This is a genomic window from Bacillus sp. PK3_68, assembly GCF_003600835.1.
Taxonomy (GTDB): domain Bacteria; phylum Bacillota; class Bacilli; order Bacillales; family Domibacillaceae; genus Pseudobacillus.
The window spans coordinates 1978826-1996853 of the sequence record NZ_NQYC01000001.1; the positions used below are offsets into that span (position 1 = coordinate 1978826).

Annotated in this window: 14 protein-coding genes, 1 pseudogene and 1 other annotated feature; of the genes and pseudogenes, 1 reads left to right on the top strand and 14 read right to left on the bottom strand. The window is 42.2% G+C overall.

All coding sequences use genetic code 11. The features are described 5' to 3' along the window. Window positions 1-5: 5 nt before the first annotated feature. The 5 genes and pseudogenes from CJ483_RS10325 to argS form a co-directional block, all read right to left on the bottom strand. Window positions 6-584: a TetR/AcrR family transcriptional regulator gene (locus CJ483_RS10325; protein WP_120034646.1), complete on the bottom strand. Its 579-nt coding sequence runs from the start codon at window positions 582-584 to the stop codon at window positions 6-8. Between the two features lie 133 nt (window positions 585-717). Then, window positions 718-2355 carry an amidohydrolase gene (locus CJ483_RS10330; RefSeq protein WP_120034648.1) on the bottom strand — a complete coding sequence of 546 codons (1638 nt, stop codon included), beginning with the start codon at window positions 2353-2355 and terminating at the stop codon, window positions 718-720. A gap of 42 nt (window positions 2356-2397) precedes the next feature. Next, window positions 2398-3758, bottom strand: a pseudogene (locus CJ483_RS10335) (APC family permease). A 71-nt stretch (window positions 3759-3829) separates the two neighbouring features. Beyond that, window positions 3830-4789, bottom strand: coding sequence for an agmatinase (speB, locus tag CJ483_RS10340; RefSeq protein ID WP_120034650.1), 960 nt, complete (start codon window positions 4787-4789; stop codon window positions 3830-3832). Between the two features lie 201 nt (window positions 4790-4990). Then, window positions 4991-6682, bottom strand: a complete 1692-nt coding sequence (gene argS, locus CJ483_RS10345; protein WP_120034652.1) for an arginine--tRNA ligase — start codon at window positions 6680-6682, stop codon at window positions 4991-4993. A gap of 47 nt (window positions 6683-6729) precedes the next feature. Then, window positions 6730-6946 (bottom strand) — a binding site (T-box leader). A gap of 321 nt (window positions 6947-7267) precedes the next feature. On the opposite strand from argS, the gene CJ483_RS10350 reads away from it, so the two are divergent. Next, window positions 7268-8653 carry an APC family permease gene (locus CJ483_RS10350; RefSeq protein WP_142927224.1) on the top strand — a complete coding sequence of 462 codons (1386 nt, stop codon included), beginning with the start codon at window positions 7268-7270 and terminating at the stop codon, window positions 8651-8653. Window positions 8654-8792: 139 nt separating this feature from the next. Here the strand turns inward: CJ483_RS10350 and secG are convergent, their stop codons facing one another. From secG to rpoN, 9 genes are all read right to left on the bottom strand, one after another. After that, window positions 8793-9026 (bottom strand): preprotein translocase subunit SecG, encoded by a 234-nt coding sequence (secG, locus tag CJ483_RS10355; protein WP_120037924.1) that lies wholly within the window; start codon window positions 9024-9026, stop codon window positions 8793-8795. Between the two features lie 130 nt (window positions 9027-9156). Continuing rightward, on the bottom strand, window positions 9157-10452 hold the full coding sequence (eno, locus tag CJ483_RS10360; RefSeq protein WP_120034654.1) for a phosphopyruvate hydratase: 1296 nt from the start codon (window positions 10450-10452) through the stop codon (window positions 9157-9159). A gap of 27 nt (window positions 10453-10479) precedes the next feature. Then, the gene (gpmI, locus tag CJ483_RS10365) at window positions 10480-12015 is read right to left on the bottom strand and encodes a 2,3-bisphosphoglycerate-independent phosphoglycerate mutase (RefSeq protein WP_120034656.1); all 1536 of its coding nucleotides are present in this window, start codon (window positions 12013-12015) and stop codon (window positions 10480-10482) included. Beyond that, window positions 12008-12769, bottom strand: a complete 762-nt coding sequence (tpiA, locus tag CJ483_RS10370; protein WP_120034658.1) for a triose-phosphate isomerase — start codon at window positions 12767-12769, stop codon at window positions 12008-12010. Before tpiA ends, gpmI begins: the two co-directional genes overlap by 8 nt. A 32-nt stretch (window positions 12770-12801) precedes the next feature. Next, a complete protein-coding gene (locus CJ483_RS10375) occupies window positions 12802-13986 on the bottom strand; it encodes a phosphoglycerate kinase (RefSeq protein WP_120034660.1) in 1185 nt (394 codons plus the stop codon). 166 nt (window positions 13987-14152) lie between these two features. Further along, window positions 14153-15160, bottom strand: coding sequence for a type I glyceraldehyde-3-phosphate dehydrogenase (gene gap, locus CJ483_RS10380; protein WP_120034662.1), 1008 nt, complete (start codon window positions 15158-15160; stop codon window positions 14153-14155). 87 nt (window positions 15161-15247) lie between these two features. Continuing rightward, entirely contained in the window at window positions 15248-16276 is a 1029-nt protein-coding gene (locus CJ483_RS10385) for a sugar-binding transcriptional regulator (protein WP_120037926.1), read from the bottom strand. A 153-nt stretch (window positions 16277-16429) separates the two neighbouring features. Further along, window positions 16430-16666, bottom strand: coding sequence for a glutaredoxin family protein (locus CJ483_RS10390; protein ID WP_120034664.1), 237 nt, complete (start codon window positions 16664-16666; stop codon window positions 16430-16432). 19 nt (window positions 16667-16685) lie between these two features. Continuing rightward, window positions 16686-18014 (bottom strand): RNA polymerase factor sigma-54, encoded by a 1329-nt coding sequence (rpoN, locus tag CJ483_RS10395; RefSeq protein WP_120037928.1) that lies wholly within the window; start codon window positions 18012-18014, stop codon window positions 16686-16688. Window positions 18015-18028 lie beyond the last annotated feature (14 nt).

The following is an 18028-nucleotide window of genomic DNA, read 5'->3' on the forward strand; positions in this document are numbered from 1 at the left end:
GCTCTTTAATTGCTTATACCGGCCCAAAAAATCTTCCATATATTTTGGAGTCTTGGGACCATCTTTTCTGCTCCGTAAAAAGACAGCTCAATGAAAATGCCATCAAGCAAACAATAATAAGCAATGATTAAATCTTCTATGTTTTCTTCACGAATTTCTTTCGCTTCTATTCCTTGTGTGAAAATTGAGCGCAAAATAGCGGACAAGGCTTCCTCCGATAACAAAAACTCCTCATTTACAAGCTCTTTCAGTGACTCTGGCGGAAAGACTACTGCTCTTCTCAAAAAAGTAGTTTTTTCCTCATCATCTATGTAATCTTGCGCCGTTAACAGCATAATTTGTCTCAGTTGTTCTTCAGACGTCTCTTCTTTTATACGCTCCATCAGCCGCCTTACATCCTCAATATGACTCCACAAAATTTTCTTATAAATCGTTAAAAATATCTCTTCTTTATTTTTAAAGTGGTTATAGATGGACGGCTTTTGAATTCCCACTCCCTTGGCAATCTCTGCTAAGGTCGTGCCTTCATATCCGTTCTTAGCAAACAGCGCAATCGCTATAGCGATAATTTTATCTTTTGTCATTGGCAGCCTCCGAATCCTTTTCTTTCATTAACAAAATGATAAACGATTCTCACTGTTTAGTCTAAGTGTTTCCTTAATAATTTAACTAAAAAGGCCCTGCCCTTAGTCAATCGAACTAAAGACAGGCCCTTTTTTAATTGAAAGATGGTTGTTCTTGTTTAGAGTAAACAATTTCTCCGTCAATGATCGTCATTTCCACTTTCGTATCAAGAATTTCTTCTACAGGCACATCAAAAATATTTCTGTCCAGAATGGCAATATCAGCCAGCTTTCCCGCTTCAAGCGTTCCTAATTCATGCTCTCTAAATGTGCCAAATGCTGAACCGTACGTATATGCACGCAGAGCTTCAGATACAGTAATCCGCTCATCAGGATTCCATACATTTTTTCCACCGCTGTCAATTCTCGACACAGCCCGATATATTTGCAACATGGGATTTAAGGAATCAATCGGAAAGTCAGTTCCTAAGGCAAGCTGTGCTCCTGATTTTTGCAGCGTATTAATAATGAAAACATCCTTCTCTCGCTCTTTGCCAATTCGTTCCGTATAGACCCCACGCTCAGATAAAGCCATGTGATCCGGCTGCATAGAAGCGATTACTCCTAATGAAGAAAAGCGGGAAACGTCATTTCTGTCAATGACTTCTATATGTTCAATCGCATGGCGGGAATCCCTTGCTCCATTCACTTTTTGTGCTTCTTCGAACGTATCTAGAGCTAAACGGATAGCCCCATCCCCGATAGCATGAAAACGAATGCTAAATTCCTCTTTATCCGCCTCGATGACCCAATCTTTTATTTGGTCTGAAGGGAAAGCTGCATGTCCACAAGTGTCCGGCTGATCCGCGTAAGGCTGGAGCATGTAAGCCGTCCGGCTCGTCACCACCCCATCAATGAACTGCTTTAATCCAGCAACCCGTAATTTGGCTGACTGATATTTCTCCCTCAGTTGTTTCGCATGCGCAATGTTGCCATCAAGCTGTGGAAAAAGATGCATGCGCACAGTTAGTTCGTCATTCTCTTCAAATTCCCGGAACAGTTCAAAATCATCCAGCTTGCTCAATGTTTCTGTTCCATACAAATTATTGATGGATGTAACCCCGTAACTAGCTGCTTCTTTAAGAAAATTTCTAAATAAACTAGCTTTTTTATTTTTCGGAAGATCATAGGCATATTCCGTTACCAATGAAGAAGCTTCTTCAATTAATATGCCCGTCGGTTCCCCATTATCATCTTTTTCAACGGTTCCGTAAGAAGGATTTTTCGTATCCTTATTAATATTGGCAACCTCCAATGCTTTGCTGTTTACCCATGAGTAATGGCCCTCCGCATGAAATAATACAACTGGCCGGTCCGGGAATACCCGATCCAGGGAGAAACGGCTCGGCAGCCTTTTGTCCTCCCAATAGCTAGAATCCCACATAAAACCAATAATCCAAGGTTCATCCGGATGCTGTTCTGCATACTGCCGTACCATTTCGACCGCTTCCTCTTCCGAGCGTGCATCAAAAAGGTTCACACATTGCAATGCAAGACTTCCCATCATCGCATGCAAATGAAAATCATGAAAACCAGGCATAATTAATTGGCTTCCATAGTCAAGCACCTTTGTGTTTGCTCCAATAAATGGACGCAGCTCTTCTTTCGAACCGACTGCTACAATTTTATTATTAATAATGGCAATCGCCCCTGGCTGCGGGTTGCTTTCAAGCCCTGTAAATATAGCCTCACTGCTAAGAACAATATCCGCTTCTTTTTGCTTATTCAACATAATGTCCCCTTTTCTTTTGTAAGTTATAAATCTAGCAATTACTTATTCGACTATTCTCATTTCATATTCTGTTTCCTCAAAGTGTAATTCAGGCGGACGCTGCTTGAACATTTTCGTTAGATGTAGAAGATAACCGAGCCCTATGAGCAGCCAAACACTCCCCAAAGTCATGGAATGAATGTCTAGCTTCGTCCAAAATAAAGCCGTCGTGCCGGCGCCCATTAACGGGATAAGCATATACAGCAATAGACCTTTTATTGAACGTTGTTTCTTTTTAATAAAGTAATGGACAAACACTGAAAGATTCACGAAAGTAAAAGCGAACAAGGCACCGAAATTAATAAAGGAAGTAGCTGTCTCTATACTCAAAAACAGAGCGCTCGTCGCAATAGCAGCAATAATTAATATATTATAAACAGGTGTCTGAAACTTGGCTGAAAGGTGACCGAATATCTTGTTTGGAAGGATGTTTTCCCTTCCCATTGCATATAGGATACGCGCTCCGCTGCCGCCGGAGGCGACGGCTGAAGCAATACTCGCTGTTATAGTTACAGAGAGAAAGAAAGCATTTAAGAAATTCCCCCGGCGTACATAAAAATCTCAACAGCAGCTGATTCAGGATCTTTAAATGTACTGAAGTTCGGGAAGATAGACTGGGCAAAATAAGTAGAAGCAACGAACAATGCTCCACCTATCAAGACAATCCCATAAATCGCCTTGGGCATGACTCTTTTTGGATCTTTTGTTTCTTCCGCTAAAGTGGTTATGGCATCAAAGCCTAGAAAACTAAAACAAAGAAGAGGAACAACCGCTAATAAACTTGCAAATTTAACTTCTGGATCAAAAAATGGAGCAGATGTGAAAAGCTCTCCGCTTCCTTTTCCTTCTAAAAGTCCCTTTATACATAAAAGACAAAAAGCCACGATAAAAAGAATTTGAAAAAAGACAAGGAGTGCATTTACATTCGCCGCAATCTTAATCCCAAAAATATTGATAGCGGTTACAATTACGATGAAAGAAAGAATGCATACGCCGATAGGAAGAACCGGCAAGTAAGCATTCACAAAAATTCCAAAAAGCAAGGCACTGATCATAGGGCTGAATAGGTAATCCAGCAAAATCACCCATCCCACAAGAAAACCGAGTGATGGATTGATTCCTTTTTGCACAAACGTATAAGCTGACCCTGTGATCGGAAATTCCTGAACCATCTTTCCGTAACTATATGCAGTAAACATCATGACAATCAAGGCAATCATATAAGCAACTGGTATCATTCCGTGTGTGCTTTTAATGGCAATGCCGTATGTTGTAAAAACAGTAATCGGAGCCATAAAAGCAATCCCAAATAAAATTACATGGCGCAACGTGAGCGAGCGTTTCAATGCTGGAGACCTATTCATGGTGAAGCCTTCCCTCCCTATGAATACAATTTGAGGAGCTACCTATTTTTTTGCGTGTGTTTCTTTCGAGACTACTTAGCTAGAACGTTTTCCTTGTTTTTATCTTTAATATTTAATGCGGTAAGGCTTGCAAATTCATGGACAAGTGTAGCCGCTAACAAGGACGTAATCTGCGTTGGATCGTAAGTAGGCAGCACTTCTACCAAATCAAAGCCAACATAATTGAATCCTGTGAGGGAGCGAACCATTTTCAATGTTTCGAGACTATTAAAACCGCCCACTTCCAATGTTCCTGTTCCTGGAGCACAAGAAGGATCCACAAAGTCAATGTCAAATGTTAAAAAGCACGGTGTGTCGCCAATAACCTCTTTCATTTGCTTTAGCACACTCTCGAATCCGCGTTCATGAAGTTCAGGGGTTGTGATTACCTGATATCCTAAATCATAACTCGCTTGCATATCTCCTGGGTGATTTAATGTTCCTCGAATACCAATTTGAAATACTTTATCTGGTTGCAGCAATCCTTCTTCATGCGCCCGGATAAACGGGGAACCGTGCCAGTACTTCTCCTCGTAATATGTATCCCATGTATCTGTATGGGAATCAAAGTGGATTAAAGCAACCGGTCCATGTATTTTGGCTGCAGCGCGAAGGTTAGCCAGCGTCACAGAATGGTCTCCTCCTAAACCAATAGGAATGATTCCTTGCTTCATTAAATCGACCATCGCATTTTCGATCAGTTCATAGCTGCGATGGATATTATGAGGGATAACGGGCACATCTCCTATATCAATGGCATTGCAATCATCGAACGGATATACCTCATGAATCGGATGATAAGGAAAAAGTGTCATTGAGGCCTGGCGAATAGCTTGAGGTGCAAAGCGCGCTCCAACGCGAAAAGAAGCAGCTGTATCAAAGGGCATTCCTAAGATCGCCAGCTTTGCATTTTCATTTGAGGAAGGCAAACGCATAAACGTGCCAGTCGTACAAAATTCAGGCTTTACATCAGGTGAAAGTGGATATTTCATTTTTGTCAGCTCCTATTGTTATAAAATGTTACTAACTACCGGTAGTTAGTTTTACTATAAAACCAGTTTGAGGAAAAGTCAAACTATTTTAAACTTTTTAAAATAGTTTTCTGTGTGGACCCCACTGTTTTAGAGCGGAAAACATATTGATTCGTTTTCCGCTCTGTCCACAACTTTTATTTTGAGATAAATAGAGTTTTTTTACATTTCATCCGGCGCTTCAATACCAAGCAATGACAGCCCCGTCTTTAGAACTTGAGTGACAGCCAAAACGAAAGCAAGGCGAGATTCCTTCTGTTCATCCTCCTGGAGCACTTTCACTTCTGCGTAGTATTTGTTAAAAGCTTGCGCCAGATCAATAATATGCTTGGCAACTCGTGAAGGATCAAAGGTCACTACTGCTTTTTCAATCACTTCTGGAAATGCCATCAGCAGGCCGACCACTTCCCACTCTTTTTCACCGGACAATCGAATAGACGTTTCTTTCTCAGCATTCCAGCCAGCCTTTCGCAGAATAGAACAAGCCCTTGCATGCGTGTATTGCACATATGGCCCCGTCTCTCCCTCAAATCGCAAAATATCCTCCAATGAAAAGTCAATGTCGTTCATTCGGTAATTTTTCAAATCGTTAAAAATAATGGCACCCACACCAACTTGTCTCGCTACTTCTTCTTTATTCGACAGGTTGGGATTCTTCAGCTCGACATTCTTTTTGGCAAGGGCAATAGACTCCTGCAGCACTTCTTCAAGCAAAACCACCTGTCCTTTTCTCGTCGACATCTTCTTGCCGTCTTTACGCATCATACCGAACGGCACATGGACCAGGTCGTCCGCCCAGTCAAAGCCCAATTTTTTCAATACGGCTTTTAGTTGTTTAAAGTGCAGGCTCTGTTCTCCACCCACCACATAAAGGGCCTTTTCAAAATCGTACGTCTCTTTGCGGTAAAGAGCGGCTGCCAGATCCCTTGTGGCATACAAGGTCGCTCCGTCCGACTTTTTAATCAGGCAAGGAGGGAGATTCTCTTCTTCCAACGACACGACTTGAGCTTGCTCTGACTCCATAAGCAGCCCTTTCTCCTCTAGTAAATGGACGATCCGGTCCATTTTGTCATTGTAAAATGCCTCTCCTGCGTATGAATCAAAATCAATGCCCAGCAGTTCATAAATCCGTGAAAAGTCCTTTAGCGATTCGTCTTTAAACCACTTCCACAGCCTAGCTGCTTCCTCGTCGCCGTCTTCGAGCCGCTTAAACCATTCGCGCCCTTCCGCTTCCAACTGGACGTCCGTTTCTGCTTCCTCATGAAATTTTACATACAAAGCGAGCAGTTCCTTAATTGGGTTTGCTCTTACTTTAGCTTCATCTCCCCAATTTTTGTAAGCCGTAATCAGCTTGCCAAATTGTGTGCCCCAATCACCGAGGTGATTAATTTTCACAGGCTTGTAACCGCACTCGGCTAATAAGAGGGCAAGGGAATGGCCGATCACCGTTGAACGAAGATGTCCCATGGAGAATGGCTTGGCGATATTAGGTGAAGACATGTCAATGGCAATAGTTTTTCCTTTTCCACTGTTTGATGCGCCAAAATGATTTTTTTTCGCTAATACCTCTTCCAGCACTTGAGCAGTTACTTTTTGTTTGTTCAGAAACACATTAAGATAGCCCCCAGCCGCTTCTACTTTCTCAAAAAGCGGAGAATTTACTTTTTGGCTCATCTCTTCGGCAATCAACTGTGGCGACTTTCGCTCAATTTTAGCCAGGGAAAAGCATGGAAAGGCTAGATCCCCACGTTCCAAATGCTTTGGCTTTTCAATTAATGGCTGCAAGTGATCCTTCGCCATTCTTCCCTCTAATGCCTCATACAGAGCTTGTGCAAATTCGTTACTATACATCATCATCATTCTCTCCTTATGATAAAAATAAAGAAACTCCCGTCTCTTCATGAAGAGACGGGAGTTTCTTTCCCGCGGTACCACTCTTTTTGTTCCATAACGGAACCGGCTCATCTTTGGTAACGGAAATACCCGGCTTGCCCTATCACCATCTTTTCAGACAAGCGTCTCAGAAGTGCGGTTCGTCATTTGATTTCGACCAGGCTTTCACTATCCCTGATTCGCTAAGTCCCTCATAATGATTACTCTCTTCCTCATCGACTTTTATATTTATAAATTCAATTTTTATCCCTTATATTTTTTACACCTTTGCAAGATTTGTGCCAAATCCTAAAACTCGTCAAATGAATAAAAAGTCCTTCATCATCTAATTTTCCTATTCACTTAATAATAATTTATGCAAAAATGAATAGAATTAACAAAAAATAATGCATTAAATAAACCTAATAATAGTTTAAAATATATTTTTAAAAGCTCGCCTTTTCCTTAATTAATTTAAATTTATTCTCGTCCTTCTCTTAGAGTTGGCACAAAAATTGTAAGAATGTTTGGAGATTTCAAATTTATGCTACAAAAGGAGGATGCACCTTGAATGAAAACATTCGTCTAAAGAAATCCTTAAAGTTATGGCAAGTGGTCATGATTGGGCTGGCCTACATGGCCCCTATGGTTGTATTTGATACATTCGGGATTGTGTCAGACATTACTGGCGGCCACGTGCCTGCCGCTTACTTTATCGCTTTAGCGGGGATGCTGTTCACAGCAGCCAGCTATGGAAAGCTTGTCAAAGTCTTTCCCTCAGCCGGTTCAGCCTACACGTACACTCAAAAAGCCATTAATCCTCATCTCGGATTTTTAGTCGGCTGGTCTTCGCTGCTTGATTATTTATTTTTACCAATGGTCAATGCTTTACTGACTAAACTTTATTTGAATGCCTTATTTCCGGCCGTGCCTTCATGGGTATGGGTCGTCGGTTTTGTCGGGCTTGTCACGCTAATAAACGTGCGAGGCATCAACATTCTTGCCAATTTTAATACACTCTTTGTTTTAATACAGATTGCCATTATGGTTGTATTTGTATTTCTTGTTATCAGAGGGCTTAGCAATGGTGAAGGAACCGGTCAACTGTTAACATCTCAGCCTTTCTTTGGTGATAGCATGGAAATAGGGCCCCTCATTGCCGGAGCAACTATTCTCTGTTTTTCTTTTTTAGGGTTCGATGCGGTTACCACCTTATCGGAAGAAACGCCTGATGCAGTGAAAACGATTCCAAAAGCGATTTTCTTCACGGCGCTTTGGGGCGGCATTATTTTCATTCTTACTTCTTACTTTATTCAGGTGTTTTTCCCTGACAATTCCAGATTTAACGATCCGGAAGCCGCTCTTCCTGAAATCGCTTTATATGTGGGAGGCGCTTTGTTCCAATCCATCTTTCTTGGCATTACCTTCGTCAATACACTCGCATCCGGACTCGCCTCTACAGCGAGTGTGTCAAGGTTGCTGTATGTTATGGGAAGAGACAATGTTTTTCCGAAAAAATGGTTTGCTTATCTTCACCCAAAATGGCGCACGCCGATGTTTAATATTATTATTGCAGCAATAGTTTCTTTATCAGCGATCTTTCTTGATCTTGTGACAGCTACCTCGCTCATCAATTTTGGCGCCTTGATTGCTTTCACATTCGTTAACTTATCTGTCATTAGCTACTTTGTTATTCAGAAGAAACAGCATAAAACAGTGAAAGGATTTGTTAATTATTTGGTTATGCCCTTAATTGGAGCTGCGATTGTTGGTGTGCTATGGGTGAACTTGGACATCCACTCTCTAACATTAGGAATCATCTGGGCCCTCATCGGCTTTTCCTACTTGCTGTATATGACGAAAGGCTTCCGAAAACAACCACCACAGTTTGCTGATGAACAAAATGAGATTTTAGCAGAATCCATTGCTCCAAGAGCAGGAAACGACAAGTAAAATAATATTTCAAAATAAGGATCTGTGCCTGACGAGTGTTTATTGGTGATCCGGTCAACGATATAAAAACCGATATTAATAAAAAAAGGGCTGTCCTGAAAAACGGTAAAAACCGGCTTTCGGGTCAGCCCTTTTTGCATTACAAACCAAAATAAGATACAGCAATTGTTAAAGCAAAAAACAAGATCGCTAACACAACCGTTATACGGTGCAAGACTAAATCAATCCCACGTGCTTTCTGTTTACCAAAAAGCTGTTCCGCTCCGCCGGAAATCGCCCCGGACAACCCGGCACTTTTTCCAGATTGCAGCAGCACAACAGCAATTAACGCAATCGATACAATCACAAGCAGAGTTACTAACAAAGTGTGCAGCATGTTTCTACCTCCATGAACGAGCATACGAATACACCAAGTTTAACACAAAAAAACAAAAATGTGAATAAAATAACAAGAGGCCAGCTTCCCATCACTTAAAAGGATGGGAGGCCGGCCCTAATTTGCCTTACTTTTTCAAGTTATAGAATGTTTTATCGCCTAAGTATTGAGCAAGCTCTCCAAGCTGGTCTTCAATGCGAAGAAGCTGGTTATACTTAGCTACACGGTCTGTTCTGGATGGTGCGCCTGTTTTAATTTGGCCGGCATTTGTCGCAACAGCGATATCAGCAATTGTTGCATCTTCCGTTTCACCGGAACGGTGGGAAATAACGGCTGTATAGCCCGCACGTTTAGCCATTTCAATAGCATCAAATGTTTCAGTCAATGTACCAATTTGGTTTACTTTAATAAGGATGGCATTGCCTACTCCTTGTTCGATTCCTTGAGCAAGCTTCTTCGTATTCGTTACGAATAAGTCATCGCCGACAAGCTGAACTCTATTTCCAATGCGTTCAGTCAGCATTTTATGGCCTTCCCAGTCATTTTCATCTAAGCCATCTTCAATAGAGATGATCGGATACTTAGAAACCATTTCTTCATACCAATCCACCATTTCCGCAGAAGTTTTCACAACTCCTTCTCCGCTTAAATGATATTTACCGTCTTCTTTATTAAAGAACTCAGAAGAAGCAGCATCCATTGCTAGTTTCACTTGTTCTCCAGGTGTATAACCTGCTTTTTCAATCGCTTCAATAATGGTTTGCAAGGCTTCTTCGTTTGATTTTAAGTTTGGAGCAAATCCGCCTTCGTCACCCACTGCAGTGTTTAGTCCTTTTTCTTTTAAAACGGCTTTTAAGCTATGAAAAATTTCCGCACCCATACGAAGTGCTTCTTTAAAGCTTTCTGCTCCAACTGGCATGACCATGAACTCTTGAATATCAACGTTGTTATCCGCATGCTCACCGCCATTTAGAATATTCATCATCGGCACTGGCAGTTGTTTAGAGTTCACACCGCCAAGGTATTCATATAAATGAACACCGAGGAAATCAGCAGCGGCATGAGCTACAGCCATAGACACACCTAGAATCGCATTGGCTCCAAGCTTGCCCTTATTGTCTGTTCCATCTAATTCAATCATGGCACGGTCAATACCGATTTGATCAAGTACCTCAAAGCTGCCGACTAGTTCCGGCGCGATTACATCGTTCACATTTTCAACTGCTTTCAGTACCCCTTTGCCAAGATAACGGCTTTTATCGCCATCACGCAGCTCTACTGCTTCGTACTCTCCTGTAGAAGCGCCGGATGGAACAAGCGCTCTTCCAAAAGCTCCGGATTGTGTGTAAACTTCTACTTCTACTGTTGGATTTCCACGGGAATCTAACACTTCACGTGCGTAAATATCAGTAATAATTGGCATAACATTCTCTCCTTTTTTACAAAACATTTATTTTTTAATTAGAGATGTACCCGTCATTTCTGCTGGCTTCTCTATTTTCAGCAAATCAAGCATAGTTGGTGCCAAGTCACCAAGAATGCCGCCTTCCCGCAATTCTATGCCTTTCTTTGTAACAATGACTGGCACTGGATTTGTTGTATGAGCCGTCATCGGCTCCCCTTCTAACGTGATTACTTCATCAGCATTTCCATGGTCTGCAGTGATAATCGCAGCTCCGCCTTTGGAAATAATTAAATCAACGATTCGTCCCAGACACTCATCGACTGTTTCTACCGCCTTGATTGTTGGCTGCAACAGCCCTGAATGGCCAACCATATCAGGATTAGCAAAGTTTAAAATAATGGCATCCTGACGGTCATTATTAATTTCATCAAGAAGCGCTTCTGTTACTTCATAGGCGCTCATTTCTGGCTTTAAATCATAGGTCGCTACTTTCGGGGAATTTATTAAAATTCTTTTTTCTCCCGAAAATTCTTTTTCTCTGCCCCCGCTCATAAAGAACGTAACGTGCGGGTATTTTTCCGTTTCCGCAATGCGCAGCTGGCTTAACCCATGAGCAGATAACACTTCCCCGATTGTATTAGTCAGGTCGACATTGTTAAAAGCAATCACGCCTTTAACTGTCACACTGTAAGGGGTCATACAAACAAAGTAGAGATTTTCCGGCAGCTGATCGCCACGATCAAATCCTTCAAACTCTTCATTTGTTAACACATTTGATAATTGAATCGCCCGGTCTGGTCGGAAGTTGAAAAAGATGATGGCATCATTATCTTCTACTTTCGCCACCGGCTGGCCCGCTTCATTTGTTAACACAGCTGGCACTACAAACTCATCATAAATGCCATTTGCATAAGATTCCTCCACCACTTCAAGTGGATTCTCAAAAAATGGTGCTTCGTTGTAAACCATAGCGCGGTATGTTTTCTCTACCCGATCCCAGCGCTTATCCCGGTCCATCGCATAATAGCGGCCGGAAATGGTGGCAAATTGGCCCACTCCATATTCCTGCATTTTTTCAAGTGTTTCTTCAATATATCCCTTTGCCGTCTGCGGACCGACATCACGGCCATCTAAGAATGCATGAACATATACCTTCTTAAGCCCCTCTTGTGCCGCAAGCTTTAACAAAGCAAATAGATGCTCAATATGGCTATGAACGCCGCCGTCAGATAACAATCCAAACAAGTGAAGAGCGGATCCATGCTTCTTCGCATGTTGAATCGCTTGCAAAAAGGCTTCATTTTTGAAAAATTCTTTTTCACGAATAGAGATATTAATGCGTGTTAAATTCTGATAGACGATACGGCCAGCCCCAATGTTTAAATGGCCTACCTCAGAATTTCCCATTTGGCCTTCAGGAAGACCTACCGCTTCCCCACTCGCTGTTAAGGTCGCATGGGGAAACTGCTCCCAATAGCGATCAAAATTTGGCTTTTTTGCCTGGACTACTGCATTTCCTTTTGTCTCGGCCCGGCAGGCAAAGCCATCCAAAATAATCAATGCAACAGGTGATTTAGCCATGGTTGACAGCCTCCAGCAGTTGCAAAAACGAAGCAGGCTCCAGGCTAGCTCCGCCTACAAGCGCACCGTCAATATCCGACTGAGCAATAAATTCACTAATGTTAGTTGGCTTTACACTGCCACCGTACTGGATGCGCAGACTATCAGCTGCTTCCTGTGAAAACTTTTTGGCGACTGTTTGGCGAATATGAGCACATACTTCATTCGCCTCTTCTGCTGTGGAAGATTTACCTGTTCCAATGGCCCAAATTGGCTCATAGGCAATAACAACTTCTCCTGCTTGCTCTGCTGTCAAACCAGTGAGCGCTTTTTCAATCTGGCTTGCAACCAAACGGTTTGTTTCCCCATTTTCACGTTGTTCAAGTGTTTCACCACAACATACGATTGGCGTGATCCCCGCTTTGAAAGCAGCAAGCACTTTTTTATTCACTGTTTCATCTGTCTCATTAAACAGTTCACGGCGTTCAGAGTGACCAATAATCACATATTTTACACCAAGATCTGCGAGAGCTTTCGGACTAATCTCACCAGTGAATGCTCCGCTTTCTTCAAAATGCATCGTTTGGGCACCAATCTCCACATCGGAATCTTGTACCGTCTGGACAAGCTGGTCTAAAAACAGAGCAGGGGCACAAATGACACTATCGACTACGACAGCATCCGGCACGAGGTTTTTTACTTCTTCAGCAAAACTCTTTGCTTCTCCTGCTGTTTTATGCATTTTCCAGTTGCCTGCGATAATAGGTTTGCGCATAAAGCTTCATCCTTTCTTTATTTTCATAGATTTTACTTGTCGTCTAAAGCTACAATCCCAGGAAGCTGCTTACCTTCCATGAATTCAAGCGAAGCACCGCCACCTGTTGAGATATGGCTCATTTTATCAGCCAAATGAAACTTTTCAACCGCTGCTGCAGAATCTCCGCCGCCAATGACTGAATATGTACCTTCTGCTTCCGCAAGAGATTTGGCCACTGCCTTTGTTCCTTCAGCAAAAGCATCCATTTCAAATACACCCATTGGTCCATTCCAGATCACCAGCTTGGATGAGTTGATAGCTGCTTGGTAAAGGCTGCTCGTTTTCGGACCAATATCAAGCGCCATCCAATCCGCTGGGATGTCTTCGATGTCGACGACTCTTACTTCTGCGTCTTCAGAAAACTTATCGGCAACCACAGCATCAATCGGCATTAGAAAGGCAACACCCTTTTCTTCTGCTTTTTTCATAAATTGCTTTGCCAGTTCAATCTTGTCTTCTTCAAGCAGTGACTTCCCAATTTCATAGCCCTTTGCTTTAACAAACGTAAAAGCGAGACCACCGCCAATGATTAAATTGTCCACTTTATCAAGCAAATGATCAATGACATCAATTTTATCTTTCACTTTAGCGCCGCCAATAATTGCGGTGAAGGGCCGCTCCGGATCAGATAACGCTTTACCGAGAACATCTAGCTCTTTCTCCATAAGGAAGCCTGCAGCTGCTGGGAGATGATGGGCAATCCCCTCTGTTGATGCGTGGGCCCGGTGAGCAGCGCCAAAGGCATCATTCACGTAAAGATCAGCAAGTGCTGCAAATTGCTTTGCTAACTCTTCATCATTTTTTTCTTCTCCTGGATAGAAGCGGACATTTTCCAGCAATAGGACCTCTCCGTCTTTCATTGCGGCGATCTCTTGCTGAACTGCTTCTCCAAAGGCTTCATCGACTTTTTTTACCTCTTTGCCAAAAAGCTGGGACAAACGGGCTGCCACAGGCGTTAAGCGTAATTCTTCTTTTACTTCGCCTTTCGGACGGCCAAGATGGCTTGCCAAAATGACTTTCGCCCCTTGGTCGGACAAATATTGGATGGTTGGAAGCGCTGCCCGAATACGTGTATCATCCGTTACGACACCGTCCTTCATCGGCACGTTAAAATCCACACGGCAAAACACACGCTTTCCTTTCACATCCAAATCTTTCATCGTCTTTTTGTTCATCTAAAAAGGTCCTCCCTCTTCAATAGAAAAATAAATAAAAAGGAGGGGATCTTTTTTTCCCCGCTCCCCTTTCATCCCATTTACATTATAGATGTTGGGTTATCATTTTCCAATAAAGATATTGAAAAATATAACACATTTTCTTATTAGTATCACACTATTCGAATTAGAGACCTTTTTGAGCAATATAATCAACAAGATCGACCACTCTGTTAGAGTAACCAGTCTCATTATCATACCAGGATAGCACTTTCACCATATTGTCTTCTAGCACCATAGTAGATAAGGCGTCAATTGTAGAAGAAGCAGTGCTTCCGTTATAATCACGTGAGACAAGTGGTTCCTCACTGTAAGCAAGGATTCCTTTCAACTCACCTTCAGCTGCCGCTTGCAATGCATCATTTACTTCTTCAGCCGTCGTATTCGTTCTTAGTTCAGCAACCAAATCAACAACAGAAACATTAGGTGTTGGCACACGCATCGCCATGCCGTTTAACTTGCCTTTTAATTCAGGCAGCACGAGCGAAACAGCTTTCGCCGCTCCTGTTGTTGTTGGGATAATATTCTCTGCTGCCGCACGTGCACGGCGATAATCTTTATGAGGCAAATCTAGAATTTGCTGATCATTTGTATAAGAATGGACAGTTGTCATCATGCCACGCACAATACCAAATTTATCATTTAGCACTTTTGCAAATGGTGCCAGACAGTTTGTTGTACAAGATGCATTAGAAATGACATGATGGTTGGCCGGATCATACTTATCTTGGTTTACACCCATTACAATTGTGATATCTTCATCCTTTGCTGGTGCTGAAATAACAACTTTCTTTGCTCCTGCTTCTAAATGCTTTGCAGCGTCTTCCCGTTTTGTAAAACGACCAGTTGATTCAATAACCACTTCTACGCCAAGCTCTCCCCAAGGAAGAAGGGCAGGATCACGCTCAGCGATTACTTTTACTTTTTTGCCGCCAACAACAATATATTCTCCCTCTACGGCGATATCTTCTTCTAATGTGCCGTGTACGGTATCATATTTCAAAAGGTGGGCGAGCATCTCTGCATCTGTTAAATCATTCACCGCTACCACTTCTATAGAAGGATTTTTCAACGCCGCACGAAAAACGACACGTCCAATACGTCCAAATCCATTAATACCAACTTTTACTGTCATATAAATCGCTCCCTCTTCAAGTTATTAAAAATTTTATAGTGAACAGCCTTTGAACATATATCAGCTGTTTATTTGACTCCAACAAAATTAGTGTTCAGCTAATAGCTGCTCAGCTGCCGCTTCATCTGTGATGAGCACTGTAATCTTCGGTGCTCCACGCAGATAAGAACGGATGGCTTTTCCTTTTGATGTTCCGCCAGCGACTGCAATCACATCATGGGCGGAGGCAAGATCATCGAGCTGCAAACCAATTGTTGACACTCTATGAACAATCTCTCCCTCTTCATTAAAGTAATAACCGAACGCTTCGGCAGTTGCCTTTCCGTCTTTAACTTTCTGAAATTCCTCTTCAGGGGTGTTTCGGCGCTTCGCCATCGTAATTGCCTCACCGATTCCATGCAAGACGAGAGTAGAAGACTTAATAAGCTCAAGCACTTCCTTAATAGTTGGTTCTTTTAAGATCGACTCATGGGTTTCCCGGCTAATTTGATCAGGCGCGTACAACAATTTATGTTTGCTGCCTGTGTTCGCTGCCATTTTTGCTACGATGGAGTTTGCCTGATTTAAGAGATCTTCACCAAGTCCCCCTCTTGCTGGTACAAAAACCACGTCCTTTTGGCCAGCAAAATCTGCTGTCATTGCCTCAGCTGCTTCGAGCGTTGTTGTTCCCCCTGTTACTGCGATGATATTATTTGCCAGTAGACGCTGTTTTATACTATTTGCACATGCTTTTCCAAGCTCTTTTTTTACCCAGGAGGATTGATCGCTGTCTCCATGAACAATGATTACTTCATCCAGCCCGAACTGCTTTTTCAGCTTCTCTTCCATCGTATGTATACCCTTTATACTGCCCATCAACTCCTGTAATTCTTCAAGAACAGACATACCTTCTTCTGTTAGAACCATGCCGGTTGTGCGGTAGTCAATTAAGCGCTGTGCTTTTAAAAAATCCACCTCTGCTCTAAGTGTTCGCTCTGTAAATCCGAGCGATTGCGCTAACAATCTTCTGCCAACTGGCTGTGACAAGCGGATCGACTGCAAGATTTCATATCTTTTTTGTAAAACATCAAGCAAATCAGGCACAATTTTTTTTTGAATATCAATAATTGTTTGCATCTGAAACCCCTCGTTTGAAACAGGGACATTTTTTGTCCCTTTCATTAAAATTGTGTCCCACCTAGGATAAAAAAATAAATCCCTGTTACACCAAACATTCTAACAGGGAAGGTACTGAAAAGCAATTGATATGAATTTTCTTTAATGAATAATCTAGGAATCAAGCTTAAGTCTAATGGTAGGATAGTCTACATCCCCAAATTGCACAATTTCTCCATCTAATTCAATAACCGGAATCATTAAACCATACTTTTCAGTTAACTCATCACTTTCATCAATGTTAATTTCACGAACATGAAACGGCGTTTCTTCCCGTACCAGTTCCAACGTACGCTTCGCTTCTTCGCAGAGCCGGCATTGGGGCCGCGTATAAAAACAAACTTCTTTCATCCGTTTTATTCCTCTATTCTCAGTCGTATCTTTTTCTTTTTGATGAAGAAGGAATAAAGAGCTGATCCCGATACTTTGCAACCGTTCTTCGTGATACTTTCCATCCTTCTTCTTTTAGAAGATTACTAATTTCTTGATCGGAAAGCGGCTTTTTCTTATCTTCGCCGTTAACAAGCTCAGTAATCTTTGATTTTACCTGTGCAGCTGAAGCTGTTTCTTCTGTCCCGCCGGACAAGCCTGCTGGGAAAAATGTTTTTAATTCGTATGTGCCGTAGGGAGTCTGCATATATTTCCCCCGAACAGCCCGGCTGACAGTTGATTCATGAATCTCAAGCTCATCAGCAATTTCCTTCATTGTGAGCGGCTGCAAGCGGCTAGGCCCATAGAAGAAAAAATCTTTTTGCTTTTCGACAATCTTTAGGCCGACACGCTGAATCGTTCTTTTGCGCTGCTCTAGACTTTTTAAGAGCCAAAGATAATCTTTCTGCTTATCTTTCATAAATTCCTTTAACTGCTCATCTTTATGGCTTGCCAGCTCGTCAAAATAATCTTTCTGAAACACAATTTTCGGCATTTCATCTTCCAGCAAATGTACTTCAATAGAATCGTTTTTGAGCGCAACCGTTAAATCGGGACGGACATAGGTTGGCTGTTCATAGTGAAAACGAGAGCCAGGCTTTGGATTGAGCTTTTGAATAAAATCAGCAGCCTCTTGAATCTCCTTCACGTCAACGCTCAGCTTTTTGGCAACAAGACGCCAATTTTTCTCAGCAAATTCAACAAAGTAATCTTTAATAATAGCTGGGACAAGCGGTGGCACATCTTTCATGCGTTCGAGTTGCAAAAGCAAACAATCTTGTAAATTCGCCGCTCCAACACCCGCAGGTTCCAAATCGCGAATTAACTCCCATACCTCTGCCACCGCCTCTTCGTGACAGCGACACATTTGTGTAGCCTCTTCAACTGTAATCGACATATAGCCGTTTTCATCCATATTATATAATAAAAAATCAAGTATGCGCCTTTGATCCGCAGTCATCGGCACGATCGAAAGCTGCATTCTTAAATAGTCTGTAAGTGTCTGGGAGTGATCAGCTAAATGCTCCACCCAGTTTTTGTCTTCTTTCTTTTCTAGTCTCCCTTTGCGCGTTCCTGCCTTCTCTTTCGGCTGAAGCGCTTTCATTTCGGATACTTCTAATTGAATAAATGGATTCTCCATTGTTTTCGCTTCTAAAAATTCGGTTAACTCCTGGGCAGAGTATTGCAGCAAAGCAATTGCTTGTGTTAATTCCTGAGTCATCGCGAGTTTCATCGTTTGCTGCTGCCAAAGTCCGGGCTTTAAATGCATACTCAAGTTCCTCT

Coding starts and splice junctions, on each gene's coding strand:
- CJ483_RS10325 (WP_120034646.1), bottom strand. CDS start 584: ATGACAAAAGATAAAATTATCGCTATAGCGATTGCGCTGTTTGCTAAG.
- CJ483_RS10330 (WP_120034648.1), bottom strand. CDS start 2,355: ATGTTGAATAAGCAAAAAGAAGCGGATATTGTTCTTAGCAGTGAGGCT.
- speB (WP_120034650.1), bottom strand. CDS start 4,789: ATGAAATATCCACTTTCACCTGATGTAAAGCCTGAATTTTGTACGACT.
- argS (WP_120034652.1), bottom strand. CDS start 6,682: ATGATGTATAGTAACGAATTTGCACAAGCTCTGTATGAGGCATTAGAG.
- eno (WP_120034654.1), bottom strand. CDS start 10,452: ATGCCAATTATTACTGATATTTACGCACGTGAAGTGTTAGATTCCCGT.
- gpmI (WP_120034656.1), bottom strand. CDS start 12,015: ATGGCTAAATCACCTGTTGCATTGATTATTTTGGATGGCTTTGCCTGC.
- tpiA (WP_120034658.1), bottom strand. CDS start 12,769: ATGCGCAAACCTATTATCGCAGGCAACTGGAAAATGCATAAAACAGCA.
- CJ483_RS10375 (WP_120034660.1), bottom strand. CDS start 13,986: ATGAACAAAAAGACGATGAAAGATTTGGATGTGAAAGGAAAGCGTGTG.
- gap (WP_120034662.1), bottom strand. CDS start 15,160: ATGACAGTAAAAGTTGGTATTAATGGATTTGGACGTATTGGACGTGTC.
- CJ483_RS10385 (WP_120037926.1), bottom strand. CDS start 16,276: ATGCAAACAATTATTGATATTCAAAAAAAAATTGTGCCTGATTTGCTT.
- CJ483_RS10390 (WP_120034664.1), bottom strand. CDS start 16,666: ATGAAAGAAGTTTGTTTTTATACGCGGCCCCAATGCCGGCTCTGCGAA.
- rpoN (WP_120037928.1), bottom strand. CDS start 18,014: ATGCATTTAAAGCCCGGACTTTGGCAGCAGCAAACGATGAAACTCGCG.